This is a genomic window from Nocardioides sp., from assembly GCF_041600255.1.
In the GTDB taxonomy this organism is placed as follows: Bacteria; Actinomycetota; Actinomycetes; order Propionibacteriales; family Nocardioidaceae; genus Nocardioides.
In genome coordinates this window covers 1-16447 of sequence record NZ_JBFIKK010000004.1, presented here as the reverse complement: position 1 = coordinate 16447, position 16447 = coordinate 1, and the positions used below count along the sequence as shown (strand labels likewise).

At 71.7% G+C, this 16447-nt stretch carries 13 protein-coding genes and 1 riboswitch; of the genes, 8 read left to right on the top strand and 5 right to left on the bottom strand.

Annotated elements, in window-relative coordinates:
- Window positions 1-26: 26 nt before the first annotated feature.
- Complete coding sequence (locus tag ABZE72_RS00965; protein WP_372727138.1) at window positions 27-563, top strand: type 1 glutamine amidotransferase domain-containing protein; 537 nt, start codon at window positions 27-29, stop codon at window positions 561-563.
- A 4-nt stretch (window positions 564-567) separates the two neighbouring features.
- Here ABZE72_RS00965 and ABZE72_RS00960 read toward each other — a convergent pair whose 3' ends face one another.
- The 3 genes from ABZE72_RS00960 to ABZE72_RS00950 form a co-directional block, all read right to left on the bottom strand.
- Window positions 568-2160 carry an MFS transporter gene (locus ABZE72_RS00960; RefSeq protein WP_372727137.1) on the bottom strand — a complete coding sequence of 531 codons (1593 nt, stop codon included), beginning with the start codon at window positions 2158-2160 and terminating at the stop codon, window positions 568-570.
- Between the two features lie 20 nt (window positions 2161-2180).
- Window positions 2181-2786, bottom strand: coding sequence for a TetR/AcrR family transcriptional regulator (locus tag ABZE72_RS00955; protein ID WP_372727136.1), 606 nt, complete (start codon window positions 2784-2786; stop codon window positions 2181-2183).
- Between the two features lie 103 nt (window positions 2787-2889).
- Window positions 2890-3540 carry an alpha/beta hydrolase gene (locus tag ABZE72_RS00950; RefSeq protein ID WP_372727135.1) on the bottom strand — a complete coding sequence of 217 codons (651 nt, stop codon included), beginning with the start codon at window positions 3538-3540 and terminating at the stop codon, window positions 2890-2892.
- Between the two features lie 102 nt (window positions 3541-3642).
- Between ABZE72_RS00950 and ligA the strand changes: the two genes are divergently transcribed.
- Window positions 3643-5739 (top strand): NAD-dependent DNA ligase LigA, encoded by a 2097-nt coding sequence (gene ligA, locus ABZE72_RS00945; protein ID WP_372727134.1) that lies wholly within the window; start codon window positions 3643-3645, stop codon window positions 5737-5739.
- Window positions 5740-5862: 123 nt separating this feature from the next.
- On the opposite strand, the gene ABZE72_RS00940 is transcribed toward ligA, so the two are convergent.
- A complete protein-coding gene (locus tag ABZE72_RS00940) occupies window positions 5863-6873 on the bottom strand; it encodes a B12-binding domain-containing protein (RefSeq protein WP_372727133.1) in 1011 nt (336 codons plus the stop codon).
- Window positions 6870-8204, bottom strand: a complete 1335-nt coding sequence (locus ABZE72_RS00935; protein WP_372727132.1) for a PP2C family protein-serine/threonine phosphatase — start codon at window positions 8202-8204, stop codon at window positions 6870-6872. The genes ABZE72_RS00940 and ABZE72_RS00935 overlap by 4 nt, the downstream gene beginning before the upstream one ends.
- 153 nt (window positions 8205-8357) lie before the next feature.
- On the opposite strand from ABZE72_RS00935, the gene gatC reads away from it, so the two are divergent.
- The 6 genes from gatC (at window position 8358) to ABZE72_RS00905 (ending at window position 16398) form a co-directional block, all read left to right on the top strand.
- Entirely contained in the window at window positions 8358-8696 is a 339-nt protein-coding gene (gene gatC / locus ABZE72_RS00930) for an Asp-tRNA(Asn)/Glu-tRNA(Gln) amidotransferase subunit GatC (RefSeq protein WP_372727131.1), read from the top strand.
- Complete coding sequence (gatA, locus tag ABZE72_RS00925; RefSeq protein WP_372727130.1) at window positions 8693-10216, top strand: Asp-tRNA(Asn)/Glu-tRNA(Gln) amidotransferase subunit GatA; 1524 nt, start codon at window positions 8693-8695, stop codon at window positions 10214-10216. The genes gatC and gatA overlap by 4 nt, the downstream gene beginning before the upstream one ends.
- Entirely contained in the window at window positions 10213-11724 is a 1512-nt protein-coding gene (gene gatB, locus ABZE72_RS00920) for an Asp-tRNA(Asn)/Glu-tRNA(Gln) amidotransferase subunit GatB (protein WP_372727129.1), read from the top strand. The genes gatA and gatB overlap by 4 nt, the downstream gene beginning before the upstream one ends.
- 131 nt (window positions 11725-11855) lie before the next feature.
- On the top strand, window positions 11856-13130 hold the full coding sequence (locus tag ABZE72_RS00915; protein WP_372727128.1) for a phosphatidylserine/phosphatidylglycerophosphate/cardiolipin synthase family protein: 1275 nt from the start codon (window positions 11856-11858) through the stop codon (window positions 13128-13130).
- Between the two features lie 108 nt (window positions 13131-13238).
- On the top strand, window positions 13239-14498 hold the full coding sequence (locus tag ABZE72_RS00910; RefSeq protein ID WP_372727127.1) for a phospholipase D-like domain-containing protein: 1260 nt from the start codon (window positions 13239-13241) through the stop codon (window positions 14496-14498).
- Window positions 14499-14609: 111 nt separating this feature from the next.
- A riboswitch (cobalamin riboswitch) is annotated at window positions 14610-14688 on the top strand.
- A 102-nt stretch (window positions 14689-14790) separates the two neighbouring features.
- Window positions 14791-16398, top strand: coding sequence for a prenyltransferase/squalene oxidase repeat-containing protein (locus ABZE72_RS00905; protein WP_372727126.1), 1608 nt, complete (start codon window positions 14791-14793; stop codon window positions 16396-16398).
- Window positions 16399-16447: the final 49 nt, after the last annotated feature.

Below are 16447 nucleotides of genomic sequence, written 5' to 3'. Positions count from 1 at the left end.
CCTGCAGTCGAGCACGAGGAGCGCCGATGAGCGACCTGACCGGGAAGAGGGTGGCGATCATCGCCACCGACCATGTCGAGGAGTCCGAGCTCGTCGAGCCGCGTGACGCCCTGCGTGCGGCCGGTGCGGAGGTTCGGGTCCACTCCACGAGCACCGAACCGATCCAGGGCGTGCGCAGCGACACCGAGCAGACCCAGCAGCTCGAGGTCGACGCCACCTTCGCCGACCTCGACCCCGCGGCGTACGACGCGCTGGTGGTGCCGGGCGGGACCGTGAACGCCGACACGATCCGCACCGACGAGCAGGCGCAGGCGATCGTCCGGGCGTTCGCCGCGTCGGGCAAGCCGCTGGCCGTGATCTGCCACGGGCCGTGGCTGCTGATCTCGGCCGGGCTGGTCGCCGGGCGCCGACTGACCAGCTACCCCTCGATCGCCGACGACGTCCGCAACGCCGGCGGGACCTGGCTGGACGAGGAGGTCGTCATCGACGAGCACCTGATCACCAGCCGCAGCCCCGCCGACCTGCCCGCCTTCGTGACGGCGCTGGAGGACGCCCTGGCATGAGCGGTCAGTGCACGCCGACGACCTCCGGGCCGTCCGTGGCCAGCTCGGTGTGCTTGACGTTCAGGAAGACCCAGATCACCAGCGAGCCGAGCAGGGCCATCCCCGCGCCGACGAGGAAGGCGCTGGTCGCGCCGTCGGCGAAGATCTGCTGGCCGATCACGATCTCCATCGCCTGCTGCTGGGCAGCGGTCGGGATCGGGGCGCCCGGCAGCTGAGCCGCCTGCTGGGCCGCTGCCGAGACGGCCTCGCGGGAGGTCTCGATGGTGCGCAGCGCCACCGTGCTCAGGGTGGCCAGGCCGAGCGCGCCGCCCACCTGCTGCATGGTGTTCAGCACGCCCGAGCCGATGCCGGAGTCCTCGGCGCGGACGTGGTGCACGGCGGTCAGGGTGACCGGCACGAAGGTCATCCCCATGCCGATCGACATCAGCACGATGAACGGCAGGATGTCGGTCAGGTAGCCGGCCTGCACGGCGACGACCGGGAATGTCGTGTCGTGGGGGATCCGGGAGAAGCCGTACAGCGAGATCGCGGCCATCAGGGTGCCGGTGCCGGCCAGGTAGCGCGGGTCGACCCGGCTGACCAGGCTCGAGGAGAAACCGGCCGCCAGGATGAGGCCGCCCGAGAAGGGCAGGAACGCCAGGCCGGCCTGGAGCGGGCTGTACCCCATCACGCCCTGGATGTACTGGCTGAGGTAGAAGAACATCGCGAACATCGCGGCAGGCAGCAGCATCATCGCCCCGAAGCTGGCGGCCCGGGTCCGGCTGGCGAAGATCCGGAACGGCAGCAGCGGGTGCTCGGCGCGCAGCTCGATCATCGCGAAGAGGCCCAGCAGGGCCACCCCGCCGACCAGGGTGGTCACCGTCCAGGTCTCGGTCCAGCCGTGGGTGGCGGCCCGGGAGAGACCGAAGACCACGCCGAGCAGACCCAGGGTGCCGGTCAGGGCGCCGGGGATGTCGAGCTCGCCGGGGTGGGACTCCGACTCCGCGAGGAAGCGCGGGGCCAGGGCCGCGGCCACCAGACCGATGGGCGTGTTGATCAGGAACGTGAGGCGCCACCCCTCGACGGTCAGGCCGAGCAGGTCCGGGCTCAGCCCGGTCAACCAGCCGCCGAGCAGCAGGCCGACCGCCGCGCCGGCGCCGGACATCGCGGCGTACACGGCGAAGGCGCGGTTGCGCTGGGGGCCGGCCGGGAACGTCGTGGTGATCAGCGCGAGCGCGGCGGGGGAGGCGAGGGCGGCGCCCAGGCCCTGCAGGCCGCGGGCGGCCAGCAGCAGGGGTTCGGTGGTGGCGACGCCGCCGAGCAGCGAGGCCACGGCGAAGACGACCAGCCCGAGGGTGAACACCCGGCGACGGCCGTAGAGGTCACCGAGGCGTCCACCGAGCAGCAGCAGGCCGCCGAAGACCAGGGCGTAGCCGGTGACCACCCAGGGCAGGCCGGCGTCGCTGAAGCCGAGGTCGCGCTTGATGAACGGCAGGGCGATGTTGGCGATCGTGCCGTCCAGCACCACCATCAGCTGGGCGATCGAGATCAGCACCAGGGCCCAGCCCAGGTGCGCGTGCTGGCCGGGAGCGCGCTGCTCGGTCCGGAGGTCGGTCATGGGGGGTGTCCTTCTGGTCTTCAACGGGGGGTCGGGGTCGCCAGGGCGGCGGGCAGGATGATCTGGTCGATCACCCGGGTGATCAGGGCGGTGTCCGGGACCTCGCCGAGCACGTAGGAGCGGTGCAGCACGATGCCGGCCAGCGCCGAGGCCACCAGGTCGAGGTCGAGGTCGGCTCGGAGCTCCCCGCGGACGCGGGCCTGCTCGAAGATCGCGCGGGTGGTGGCGCGCTTCGGGCCGACCACGTCGCGGCGGAACGCCTCGGCGAACTCGGGGTCGCTGGACAGGGCCGTGACCACGCAGGCGAAGGTCGCCACCGAGGACGCGTCGGTGAGCCCGCCCGGGCCGCAGTAGGACGCGAGCAGGTCGCCGCGCAGGGACCCGGTGTCCGGCACGTCGCTCAGCGCCTGCATCGTCAGCAGCGCGTCGATGACCAGGCTGACCTTGCCGTTCCAGCGTCGGTAGAGGGTCGCCTTCGAGGCGCGGGCTCGCGCGGCCACGGCGTCCAGGGTCAGCCGGTCGTAGCCGACGTCGGAGAGGATGCCGAGCGTCGCCTGCAGCACCTGCAGCTCGCGGTCGCCCTCGACGCGCGGCCGGGTGACCGGCGGGTCGGTGGGGTTCGACATGACGCTCCTCGAGAACCGATGAAACGAAACGGTTTCGTTTCGTCCATCGACCCTAGAGGGGGAGAGGGGGCGCCGCCAAGCGATTTTCGGTGTGGCGTGGGCCTCAGTCGAGCAGGGCCAGGCTGGACGAGACGGCCATGTCGTTCCAGGCGGTCGTGCGTCGCAGCATGTAGTGCCCCGTCTCGCCCATGTCCTCGAGGCGGGCCGAGGCGGCGATCGGCTTCGCCCGCTCCACGAAGTACGCCGTGGCGCGCGGCGAGGTGATCCGGTCACGGCGACCATGGGCCGCCACCAGGTGCTTGCCGGCCAGGGCGCCCACCCGCTCGTCGGGGGGAAACCACGGAGCCAGCGCGACCACCCCGACGACCGAGGGGTCGTCGGCCACGTGGGCCGACGTCCGGGCGCCCATGGAGTGCCCGAGGAGTACGACGGGCAGGTCGCCCAGCTCGCGTCGTACCTCCTCGAGCGCCCAGCGTGCATCCTCGATGGGGACAGCGCCCGAGCCGTTCCAGCCCCGCTCGCGATAGCGCAGCAGCCACGTACTGACCCCCGCGGTGTGGGCGCGGGGGGTGATCGTGCGCTGCATCGCCCAGGACCGTCGCCACGATGCACTGCGGCCGTCGACGGGTTGCGTCGACGTCTCCTTGCCGCCGTGCAGCATCAGCACCACGCCCCGGGGCTGGCCCGGGGCATCGTGGCGCGTCAGCGAGGGCCCGGTCACGAGCTGGCTCGTCGGGTCGGTCTGCGACTTCATCTGCGATCCCACGTGGGTGTGTTCGGAGCGGGCGCCCCGACGGATGGGTCCTACCCAGACCTGGCCGGATCGAACGTCGGTGGCACCCGGCAAGATGTGCCCATGAGCGCGACGCTGGAGCCCGGGTCGAACCTGTGGCTGGAACGACGCAACGAGCACCGTCTCCTGGCCGAGGAGATCGAGGAGGCGCGCTGGCGCTACTACGTCCTCGACGACCCCACGATCTCCGACGCCGACTTCGACCAGCGGATGCGGCGCCTCGAGCAGCTCGAGGAGGAGGTGCCCGAGCTCCGCACCCCCGACTCGCCCACCCAGAAGGTCGGCGGAGCGGTCTCCACCGAGTTCACCCCGGTCGACCACCTGCAGCGGATGGAGAGCCTGGACAACGCCTTCTCCTTCGACGAGCTGGCCGCCTGGCACGCTCGACTGGCGCGCGACGGGGTGGAGGACCCGGCGCTGCTCTGCGAGCTCAAGGTGGACGGCCTCGCGATCAACCTGCTCTACGAGGACGGCCGGCTGGTGCGTGCGCTGACGCGCGGCGACGGCCGCACCGGCGAGGACGTGACGCCCAACGTCAAGACGATCACGGGCGTGCCGCACCGCCTGATGCCCTCGGACGACGTCCCGGTGCCCGCGCTGGTCGAGGTGCGCGGCGAGGTCTTCCTGCCCGGCGAGGCCTTCGAGCGGCTCAACGTCGCGATGACCGAGGCCGGCAAGCCCGTCTTCGCCAACCCGCGCAACGCCGCGGCCGGGTCGCTGCGCCAGAAGGACCCCCGGGTCACCGCCACCCGCGCCCTGGGCATGGTCTGCCACGGGATCGGCGCCCGGGAGGGCTTCGAGCCGACGTCGCAGTCCTCGGCGTACGACGCCCTGCGGGCCTGGGGTCTGCCGATCTCGGAGCGGGTGCGCGTGCTGGACTCGCTGGCCGAGGTCCAGGAGTTCATCGAGTACCACGGCGAGCACCGCCATGACGTCGAGCACGAGATCGACGGCGTGGTGGTCAAGGTCGACGACGTGTCGCTGCAACGCCGGCTCGGGTCGACCAGCCGGGCGCCGCGCTGGGCGATCGCGTTCAAGTACCCGCCCGAGGAGGTCAACGCCAAGTTGCTCGCCATCGAGGTGAACACCGGGCGCACCGGGCGGGTCACGCCGTACGGACGGATGGAGCCGACCCGGGTGGCGGGCTCCACGGTCGAGATGGCGACGCTGCACAACGGCCACGAGGTCAGGCGCAAGGACGTCCGGCCCGGCGACACGGTGGTGCTGCGCAAGGCCGGCGACGTGATCCCGGAGATCGTCGGCCCGGTGCTGGCGCTGCGCCCCGAGGGGCTGGCCGCGTGGGTGATGCCGAGCGAGTGCCCCTCCTGCGGCACCTCGTTGGTGCAGCAGAAGGAGGGTGACAAGGACCTGCGCTGCCCCAACCACCGGGCGTGTCCGGCGCAGGTGCGGGAGCGGGTCTTCCACGTCTCCGGTCGTGGTGCCTTCGACATCGAGGGCCTGGGCTACGAGGCCGCGGTCGCGCTGCTGGAGGCCGGCGTGATCGCGAACGAGGGTGACGTCTTCGACCTCGACGAGGCCGCGCTGCGACGTACCGATCTCTTCACGCGGGCGCCGAAGAAGGGGGAGGGGGATGCTCCCGTGCTCTCCGCCAACGGGCAGCGGCTCCTGGACAACCTGGACAAGGCCAAGGACGTCCCGTTGTGGCGGGTCCTGGTGGCGCTGTCGATCCGGCACGTCGGCCCGACCGCCGCGCGAGCCCTGGCGACCGAGTTCGGCTCGATGGCAGCGATCCGGGAGGCCGGCCTGGAGCAGCTGGCCGCGGCGGACGGCGTCGGTCCGACGATCGCCGAGGCGGTCGTCGAGTGGTTCGGCGTGGACTGGCACGTCGCGATCGTGGACGCCTGGGAGCGGGCCGGCATCACGATGGCCGACGAGCGGGACGAGTCCACCCCGCGCACCCTGGAGGGGCTGACCATCGTCGTCACCGGCTCGCTGGAGGGCTACAGCCGTGACGGGGCCAAGGAGGCGATCCTGTCCCGCGGGGGGAAGGCGTCGGGGTCGGTGTCGAAGAAGACCGACTACGTCGTGGTGGGGGAGAGCCCCGGGTCGAAGGCCGACAAGGCCGAGGCGCTCGGCGTACCGATCCTGGACGAGGCGGCGTTCACCGCCCTCCTCGCCGGCGGCCCGGACGCCCTCTGACGTGACCTGCCACTTGTGGTTGCCAGAACAACGCTGACCTGCCACTTGTGGTTGTTCGGAGCAACCACAAGTGGCAGGTCAGCGCTCCGACAGCAACCACAAGTGGCAGGTCAGCGTGGGCTTTCAGGTCAGGGCGATCAGCCGGGTCGCCTCGGGGTGGTCACGTAGTTGACGGGCCAGCGCCGTCCAGACCAGGGAGGTGGTCTCCGCAGGGGCATCGCGGGAGTCCATCACACTGCGCAACCAGTCCCGGCTCTCGGTGAGGATGCTCGCGTCGTCGGTCAGGAGTCCGCCGGCGACGCAGTCCACCACCATCGGGATGGAGGTGGCCAGCACCACCCGCCAGTCGTCGGGAGAGCCCGCGGCCTCGCCGCCATCGGTGAGGCCCAGGGCGCTGTCGACTACGCGGGTCACCGAACGAGTCAGTGTCTCGGCAGCGATCTGGACGTCCCTGGCCTCGGCCGCGCCCGGGTGGCGCAGCGTGGGTGCCGGGGGGACGTGGCGGGGCAGCCGCTCGACCAGCTCGAGTGCCTCGGACGCCGTGGTGGCGCATCCGGTCGCGCCCAGCCACCGGGCGCGTTGACCGGCCCGGTCGAACGCCGCACCGCCCACGATGACCGGGGTCCCGGTGCCGCGGACCGCCTCGATCTGGCGCCGCACCCGGGGGAGCGAGGAGCTCATCGAAGCGCTCAGCAGCACGGCGCGGGGTCCGCGGTCCAGGATCCCGGCCACGATGTGGTCCCGCGAGGTGTTGGGGCCCAGGTACTCGGCCCGGGCGCCGTGCAGAGCCAACAGCTGGGTGATCACCAGAGCCGGCAGCGCATGCCACTCGCGCTCGGCGCAGGCCACCAGCAGCAGGGGGCCGGCCGGATCCCCGATGACGTCCTGGCACAGCCGTCGTACGACGTGCTCGTTCACCGCGCTGGAGGCGTGCTCGCGGGGAACCGACCACTCGTTGGCCTCCCACAGCTCGCCGACCCGCACCTGGCTGGCCACGACCAGACCCATCAGGGCCGCTTCCACGGACACACCTCGTCCGACCGCGGCGAGCGCGACATCGGCGGCGCGGTGGTCGTCACTGGCCACGATCGCCGACCAGTAGTCGGCGAACTCGCCGTCCAGGACGGCGGTCACGAGGTCACCGGCCGGTACCGAGCAGCCAGGATGGCGATGTCGTCGTGCTGGCGGTCCCCGACGTGCTCGGAGACCGCGACCGCGACCGACTCCACGATCGCCTGCGCCGGAAGGCCTCCCAGGTGGGACAGGTGATCGAGCAGGCGCTTGTCGCCGAAGAGACCGTCGGCTCCCCGCGCGTGGGTGACGCCGTCGCTGTAGAGCATCAGGGTGTCGCCGGCTCGCAGGCGGGCCGAGGTCTCCGGATACTCGCTCTCCTCGAGCAGGGCCAGAGCGACGCCCCAGGTGGGCACCGTCTCGACGGCGCCGTCGGAACGGATGACCAGGGCGTGCGGGTGTCCCGCGTTGGCGATGTCCACGTCGAGCCCCCCGTCGCCGGGGCGCAGTCGCGCACAGACGGCGGTGGCCAGGCCCTCGTCGAACCTGCTGGCCTCCGCGACCAGGACGCGGTTGACCAGTCGCAGGATGGCGCCCGGAGAGCGGTCGACGACGGACGCCGTCCGGGTCGCGTTGCGGATGCGCTTGGCGTGCACGGCCGCCTCCACGCCCTTGCCGGCCACGTCGCCACACAGCAGCAGCAGGTCGTCGTCAGGGCCGTGGACGTCGAGGAAGTCGCCGCCCAGTGCTTCGGACTGGTGAGCCACCCGGTAGTACGTCGCCAGGTCGAGACCTGCCACCACCGGCGGGTCCACCGGGGCCAGTGAGGCGCGCAGCACGTTGGCGACGTGTCGGCTCTCGGCCACGACGAGGGTGGCGTCGACCCCCACGGCGACCCGATCGGCCAGGTCGGTGAGGAAGGAGTGGGAGCCCGAGAAGGTGTAGCCGGGGGACCGACCCAGCACCAACAGGCCGAAGGTCCGACCCCGTGCGGTCAGCGGCAGGATCGCCAGCTCTTCGGCCCGCAGCTGGTCCACCTCGTCCACCAGGTCGGCCTCGAGGAGCCGCTCGAGGGCGGTTCGTCGGGCCCGGCCGGCCGGCGGGAGCACGACCTCCTCGTACATGCCCCGGCGGAGGACGTCGTCCAGGCCGAGGGGAGCGTCCTCGGGGCTACGTTGGGCCGAACAGGTCGGGTCCTGGCCGGTGACCGCGCCGCAGATCAGCTGCCAGCTCCCCGCTCGTACGACGACCTGGGCGACGTCGACCATCTCGTCGAGCAGGAGGGCGACCAGCGCCTCGAGGGCCCGTTGGGGGTTCTGGATGGCCGAGACGGTGCGGGAGAGGCGAAGCAGGAACTCGGCACGGCTGACAGCCTGTGCCAGTCGTGCCCGGGCCTCGGCGGACCGTGAGTCGGCGAGGAGCCTCGCCTGGCGTTCACGCACCGTGGTGGGCACCCGTCTCCTCCGTTGTCGGCGCGTACGAGACGGTGTTCCGCACGCTGTTGGTTCCAGAGTAGGTCCTCTCGCGCTCAATGGGGGGTCACGTTCACCCGCAGGGGTGGTGGAGGCGAGGGTGGGAGCGCGGTAGGCGCCTCCTAGGATGGCGCCATGCCTGAGAACCCCGCATCGAGCGCGTCGCCGAGCGACCGCGTCGAGATCACCCGGGCCGAGGTCGCGCATCTGGCGAACCTCGCGCGGATCGATCTCGACGACGCCGAGCTCGACCACCTGGCCCCCCAGCTGTCCGTGATCCTGGAGTCGGTGGCCTCGATCGGAGCGGTCGCGGCCGACGACATCCCGCCGACCTCGCACGCCCTGCCGCTGACCAACGTCTTCCGCGAGGACGTCATCCGGCCGGGGCTGAGCGCGGAGCAGGCGCTCTCGGGCGCGCCCGCCCAGGAGCAGCAGCGCTTCGCCGTACCGCGGATCCTGGGGGACGAGCAGTGACCGACTGGACCAGACTTCCCGCCTCCGCCCTCGTCGAGGCGCTCGCCGCCGGCGAGGTGACCTCCGTGGAGCTCACCCAGGCGCACCTGGACCGGATCGCCGCCGTCGACGGCAGCATCCACGCCTTCCTGCACGTCGACGCCGACGGTGCGCTGGCCCAGGCCGCTGCCTCGGATGCCCGGCGCGCCGCGGGCACCCTCGCCTCCCCGCTGGACGGCGTACCGATCGCGGTCAAGGACGTGCTCGCGACCGAGGGGCTGCCCACCACGTGCGGCAGCAGGATCCTGGAGGGCTGGATCCCGCCGTACGACGCGACCGTGGTCGCCCGGCTCAAGCTCGCCGGGCTGCCGATCCTGGGCAAGACCAACATGGACGAGTTCGCGATGGGCTCCTCCACCGAGCACTCCGCCTACGGGCCGACCCACAACCCCTGGGACCTCGACCGGATCCCCGGTGGCTCGGGCGGTGGCTCGGCCGCCGCCGTGGCGGCCTTCGAGGCGCCGCTGGCGATCGGCACCGACACCGGCGGCTCGATCCGCCAGCCCGGCGCCGTGACCGGCACCGTGGGTGTGAAGCCGACCTACGGCGGCGTCTCCCGCTACGGCCTCGTCGCGCTGGCCAACTCCCTCGACCAGGCCGGCCCGGTGACCCGCACGGTGCTGGACTCGGCGTTGCTGCACGAGGTCATCGGCGGTCACGACCCGATGGACTCGACCAGCGTCGACCAGCCGCTGCCCGCCCTGGTGGAGGCGGCCCGTCTCGGTGCCGCCGGCGACCTGAGCGGGGTCCGGGTCGGTGTCGTCACCGAGCTCGGCGGCGGGGGCTACCAGCCCGGCGTGCTGGCCCGGTTCGAGGAGTCCCTGGCGCTGCTGGTCAAGGCCGGCGCGGAGATCGTCGAGGTCTCCTGCCCGAACTTCGTGCACGCCCTGGCCGCCTACTACCTGATCCTGCCGGCCGAGGCCTCCAGCAACCTCGCGAAGTTCGACGCGATGCGTTACGGCCTGCGGGTGCTGCCCGAGCACATCGACAACCCCAGCGCGGAGGACGTCATGCGGGCCAGCCGCGACGCCGGCTTCGGCGACGAGGTGAAGCGCCGGATCATCCTGGGTACCTACGCCCTCTCCAGCGGCTACTACGACGCCTACTACGGGCAGGCCCAGAAGGTCCGGACGCTGATCAGCCGGGACTTCGAGGCGGCGTTCGCCCAGGCGGACGTCCTGGTCTCGCCGACCGCGCCCACCACGGCGTTCAAGCTCGGCGAGAAGCTCGACGACCCGATGGCGATGTACCTCAACGACCTCGCCACCATCCCGGCCAACCTCGCCGGTGTGCCCGGCATCTCGGTGCCGAGCGGGCTCGCGGACGAGGACGGCCTGCCCGCCGGTTTCCAGATCCTGGCCCCGGCACTCGCCGACGACCGCCTCTACCGCGTCGGCGCCGCCCACGAGGCGGCGCTGGCTGCCGAGTGGGGCGGACCGCTGCTCGACAAGGCGCCTGCCCTCGAAGGAGCTCCCTCATGAGCGCGCTCGACCACCGTGACACCGAGATCGTGGCCTGGGACGACGTCCTGGCCGAGTACGACCCGGCGATGGGCCTCGAGGTCCACGTCGAGCTGAACACCCACACCAAGATGTTCTGCGGCTGCCCGACCGAGTTCGGCGCCGAGCCGAACACCCAGGTCTGCCCGACCTGCCTGGGGTTGCCCGGCGCGATGCCGGTCGTCAACCGCAAGGCCGTCGAGTCGGCGATCCGGATCGGTCTCGCGCTCAACTGCGAGATCGCCGAGTGGTGCCGCTTCGCCCGGAAGAACTACTTCTACCCGGACATGCCGAAGAACTTCCAGACCTCCCAGTACGACGAACCGATCGCCTTCGAGGGCTGGATGGACGTCGAGGTCGAGGGTGAGACCTTCCGCGTGGAGATCGAGCGCGCCCACATGGAGGAGGACACCGGCAAGTCGCTGCACGTGGGCGGCGTCACCGGCCGCATCCACGGGGCCGACTACTCGCTGGTCGACTACAACCGCGCCGGCATCCCGCTGATCGAGATCGTCACCAAGCCGATCATGGGCACCCGGGAGAAGGCGCCCGCCATCGCCAAGGCGTACGTCGCCCAGCTGCGTGAGCTGATCGTCGCGCTCGGCGTCTCGGACGCCCGGATGGACCAGGGCTCGATCCGGGCCGACGTGAACCTCTCGCTGGCCGCCAAGGACTCCGGCGCCCTGGGCACCCGGACGGAGACCAAGAACGTCAACTCGCTGCGCTCGGTCGAGCGTGCGGTCCGCTACGAGATGCAGCGCCACGCGGCCGTGCTCCGCAGCGGCGCACAGATCCTGCAGGAGACCCGGCACTGGCACGAGGACACCGGGGTCACCACCAGCGGCCGCGAGAAGTCGGACGCCGACGACTACCGCTACTTCCCCGAGCCCGACCTGGTGCCGGTGGCGCCGTCGCGCGAGTGGGTCGAGGAGCTGCGGGCCACCCTGCCCGAGCCCCCGCGCGAGAAGCTGGCGCGGCTCCAGGCAGCCTGGGGCTTCTCCGACCTCGAGATGCGCGACACCGTCGGGGCGGGTGCGCTCGGACTGGTCGAGGAGACGATCGCCTGTGGCGCCGCCCCGCAGGCCGCGCGCAAGTGGTGGCTCTCCGAGATGGCGCGTCGGGCGAACGACTCCGGGGTGGACATCGCGGCGCTGGGTGTGACGCCGGTGCAGGTGGCCCGGGTGCAGGCCCTGGTCGAGGAGGGCAGCATCAACGACAAGCTGGCCCGTCAGGTCTTCGACGGCCTGCTGGCCGGTGAGGGCACGCCCGACGAGATCGTCGCCGCCCGCGGCCTCGCGATCGTCTCCGACGACGGGGCGCTCGGGGCAGCGGTCGACAACGCGATCGCCGCGAACCCGGACGTGGCCGACAAGATCCGCGACGGCAAGGTCGCGGCCGCCGGCGCGCTGATCGGCGCGGTGATGAAGGAGATGCGGGGACAGGCCGACGCGGCCCGGGTGCGCGAGCTGATCCTGGAGAAGCTCGCCTGATCCGGTTCCGCCGTCCCGGGTCCACCCGGGTCCGGGGTTCCTCGTCGAACCGGTCCAGTCCGGTTGTTACGGTGGACGAGCGCCGTGAGCGCCGTCCACCTCGCAACCGTCCCCCGGGAGTTCCGCCCAGCATGCCCGTTCCGCCCCGCCGTCCGCTGTCCTCCGTGCTCGTCCTGGTGACCGTCCTCGCGGTCGGCCTGGGAGCCCTCGCGGCTCCCGCCTCCGCGAAGCGCTACACGCCGTCGCCGGGGGTGACGACGAACAACCCGCTCGGGGACTTCGGTGAGCGGCGCGCGATCACCCGCCACATCCTGCGCTCGATCGACGCCTCGCGCGGCGGGTCCAAGATCCGGGTGGCCAGCTGGAACATCCGCAGCGACGACGCCATCGATGCACTGGTCCGCGCTCACAAGCGCGACGTCACGGTCCGGGTGATCCTCTCGCGCGGCAACGCGAACCCGGAGAACCGCAACGTCGGCATCGACCGACTCGAGCGGGCGCTGCAGCGCTCCGGCAACGCCAAGAGGTCCGAGTCGCGGCGCAGCGGCCTGAGCAAGTGCGTGCGCTCGTGCCGGGGCAGGAGCGGCATCGCCCACTCCAAGTTCTTCCTGTTCAGCAAGGCCGGCAAGGCCCGGCACGTGGTGATCAACGGCTCCTTCAACCTCACCGACCTGGCCGCCAGCCACCAGTGGAACGACGTCTACACGACGGTGGGGCGCACGAAGGTCTACCGCGAGTTCCGCGAGACCTTCCGGCAGATGTTCCGGGACAAGCGGGTCAAGCAGGGCTACCGGGCCGAGCGGCTCGGCAAGATCAAGACGATGATGTACCCCTACACGGGCAAGAAGACCCGACGCGCTCCGATCCTCAAGGAGCTCGCCAAGACCCGGTGCTCCGGCGCGAGGTACGGCACGAACGGTCGCACCAGGATCCGGATCGCGATGACCTCCTGGCACGGCCAGCGCGGGATCAACATCGCCAGCCGCCTGCGCCAGATGCAGAACCGTGGCTGCGACGTGAAGATCATCTACGCGGTGATGGGCAACGAGGTCCTTCGGATCCTGCGCAAGGAGGGCCGCCGTCCGGTCCCGATGCGCCAGATCGTCCAGGACTTCAACGGCGACGGGGTCTACGACCGCTACCTGCACACCAAGGTGATGACGATCAACGGCCGCCACCGCGGCGACCGGGCCGCCTGGGTGACGATCAACGGCTCCGCCAACTGGTCGCCGGCCGCGCTGGCCAGCGACGAGGCCGTGATGAAGATCCAGGGTCGCAAGCTGGTGGGCCGCTACAACACCTGGATGGACCGCTGGTTCCGCAACCCGCCGCGCAGCCGCCCGGTCTCGGCCGAGCGCCGCGCCGCCGGCCCGGTGGACCCGTACGCCAACATCCAGCCCGACTGATCGGTCTCTCGGCGTTGCACCCTCCGCTGGTCTGGACCGGTTGTTACGGTCCTCGCGTGCTCGGGAGAGCACAGCTCCACGCGACGGTCATTCGGGGGGATGCCGCTCATGCATGGACGACCAGATCGAGCACCACGTCGACGGCTCAGCGCGGTGGTGCTGGTCGCCGCGCTGACGATCGGCGGCGCAGCCCCCGCCGGCGCCCAGGTCGGTGGCTACACCCCACCGCGCGGTGTCGTCATCAACGACCCGCTCGGGGACCCGGCGCAGCGGCGCGCGATCACCGATCACCTGATCAGGTCGATCGACAGCACCCCACCGCGCGGGCGCATCCGGATCGCGAGCTGGAACTTCCGCAGTCGGGAGCTGGCCGCGGCGCTGATCCGCGCTCACCGACGCAACGTGGTCGTCCGGCTGATCCTGTCCGCCGGCAACGCCGGCGAGCGTCACCCGAACGGGTCCATCCGCCTGCTCCGGCGGGGCCTGCATGGCGCCCACAACGGTCAGCGTCCGGTCTCGCGTCGTAGCCGGGTGGTCGCCTGCGCCGCCTCATGCCGGGGCACCAAGGGCATCGCGCACTCGAAGTTCTACCTCTTCAGCCGCTCGGGCGGAGCTCGCTGGGTGGTGATGAACGGCTCCTTCAACGCCACCGACGTCGCGGCCCATCGCCAGTGGAACGACCTGGTCACCGTGCGCGGGCGCAGGAAGGTCTACCGCGAGTTCCTCACCACCTTTCGGGAGATGTATCGCGACCAGCCGGTCCGCCAGGGCTACCGCTCGCGTGACTTCGGGTCGCTGGCACTCTCGGTCTTTCCCTACGTGGGCAGGCGCACCGTGGTCGACCCGGTGCTCAAGGAGCTCAACAAGACCGTGTGCGCCGGCGCGCGGCACGGCACCGACGGCCGCACCAAGGTCCGGATCGCCATGACCTCCTGGCTCGGTGAGCGGGGGATCCGGATCGCCCGGCGGATCCGGCAGATGCAGGTACGCGGCTGCGACGTCCAGGTGATCTACGCCGTGATGGGCACCGTCGTACGTCGGGTGCTGCGGCTGGGCAGGCCGGGCAAGGTCTCCCTGCGCCAGATCGTGCAGGACCTCGACGGCGACGGCGCCTCCGACCGCTACCTGCACACCAAGGTGATGACGATCAACGGCGTCCACCGCGGGGACCCCGCGGCCTGGGTCACGCTCACCGGCTCGGCGAACTGGACGCCGAAGGCGCTGGTCAGCGACGACGTGACGCTGATGCTCTTCGGACGCTCGACCGTGCGCCGCTACAACACCTGGATCCAGCGGTTGTTCAAGGAGCCGCCGGCCGATCCCGGCCGGAAGGCCAGGAAACGGGCCCGCAGGCAGGCGGCGTCGTAGGCACCCGGCCAGCCGGTTGCCGGACCAGCCCTCGGGACGGGGACGCCCGCGGCGCACAGGTGGGCGCCGGATTGCTACGCTGCGCCCGCACACTCATCACGTCTGCCTCTGGGGAAAGCCGGTCGAAGTCCGGCGCTGACCCGCAACCGTAGGTCCACTCGAGCGATCGAGGGGGCGAGCCGGAGCACCCGATGCGAGACGTCCTGATCACACGCTGTCGAGGACAAGCAGCGGGTGGCACCTGGGGAAAGGCCCCAGGGCTTCCCGCTGTTGCAGCGGGAAGGAAACATCGATGCGTACGTCCCTGCGCCGGGCCGCCCTCTGGGCCGCGACCCCGGCACTCGCCCTCTCCACCCTGGCGGTCACCGCGCCGACGGCCGGTGCCTACTCCGAGGCACGGGTCGGAGCCCTGGAGAGCGCCCCGGTCGCCGGGGCCGCCGGGTGGCTGAGCGGTCAGCTCACCAACGGCCTCCTGGTCAACGAGCAGTACACCTTCACCGACGTCGGACTGACCGTGGATGCCGCGTTGGGTCTGGACGCGGTCGGCGACGACGAGTCGGTTGCGGTCGTGGCCGGGGCCGTCGACGACCCTGACACGCTGAGGGGCTACATCGGCGACGGCGAGGGCGAGGCGTACGCCGGGTCCACCGCCAAGGCGCTGTTGCTGGCCCAGGTGGCCGAGGTCGACCCGACGACGTTCGGCGGGGTGGACCTGGTCTCTCGCCTGGAGTCGCTGGTCGTCGCCGAGGGAGACGCCGCGGGACGGATCAAGGACCGCTCGGCCTGGGGCGACTACGCCAACGTGATCGGGCAGGCGTACGCCGTCGAGGGCCTCGACGCCGCCGGCAGCGAGCTGACCGACCCGGCCACCGACTTCCTGCTCCGCCAGCAGTGCGCGGCGGGCTACTTCCGGCTCTACCTGCCGGCAGCGGACGCCGCGCAGGGCACGTGCGACACGGCCGGGGCGCCGGCCAGCATCGACGCGACCGCGATCGCGGTTCGCGCCCTGCTGCCGCAGGCCGACGACCTGGACGTGGCGCCCCGGGTGGCGACCGCGCTGAACTGGCTGGAGAGCCAGCAGGCCGAGGACGGTTCGCTGGGCAGCGGTGACGGCGAGGTCGCCAACACCAACTCGACCGGGCTCGCCGGCTGGGCGTTCGGGCTGGCCGGCCACGACCAGGCGGCGGCCGACGCCGCCGACTGGGTGGTCGAGCGCCAGGCGGGCACCGCCGACGCCTGCCGGCCCAATGCCCTGCGCCACGACCTGGGCGCCATCGCCTACGACGACGCCGGTCGCAGCGCCGGCGAGGTCGACGGGATCACCGTCGAGGCCCAGGACCAGTGGCGTCGAGCGTCCGCCCAGGCGCTCCCCGCACTGCAGTGGCTCTCCTCGAAGCAGCCGATGGGCGACGTCCGCGTCGACGGACCGCGAAGGTTCAGCCAGGGCAGCTACTCCCTCTCCGTGAGTGGGTTGGCCGAGGGTGAACAGGCCTGCCTGCGGGGTCCCGGCCTGCGCGACCTCCTCGTCGGTGAGGACTCCGCCGCCTACGAGATCAAGGCTCCCGCCCGCACCACCCGCCGCAACTACACCCTGACCCGGCTCGGCGCGGCACCCGTGACGGTCGGCACCACGGTGCTGGCGGCCAGGAAGCTGCCCATCACCCTGCAGAAGCAGCGCGTTGCGGCAGGCAAGCGTCAGACCGTGAGGATCCGCGGCCTCGAGGCCGGCGAGAAAGTCACCGTCCGCTTCCGGGGCCAGCGGGTCGATCGGGGTCACGCCGGCCCGGCCGGCCGTTTTGTCTCGACCTTCCGGGTGCTGGGCGACACGGGCAGGGCGAAGATCAAGGTGGTCGGCCAGTTCGCCAACCGCACGAACCGCAAGGGTTTCTGGGTCCGCTGATCATGCGTGCGATCTCTCGTCTCGTCGCCGCGGTCCTCCTGACCGCGGC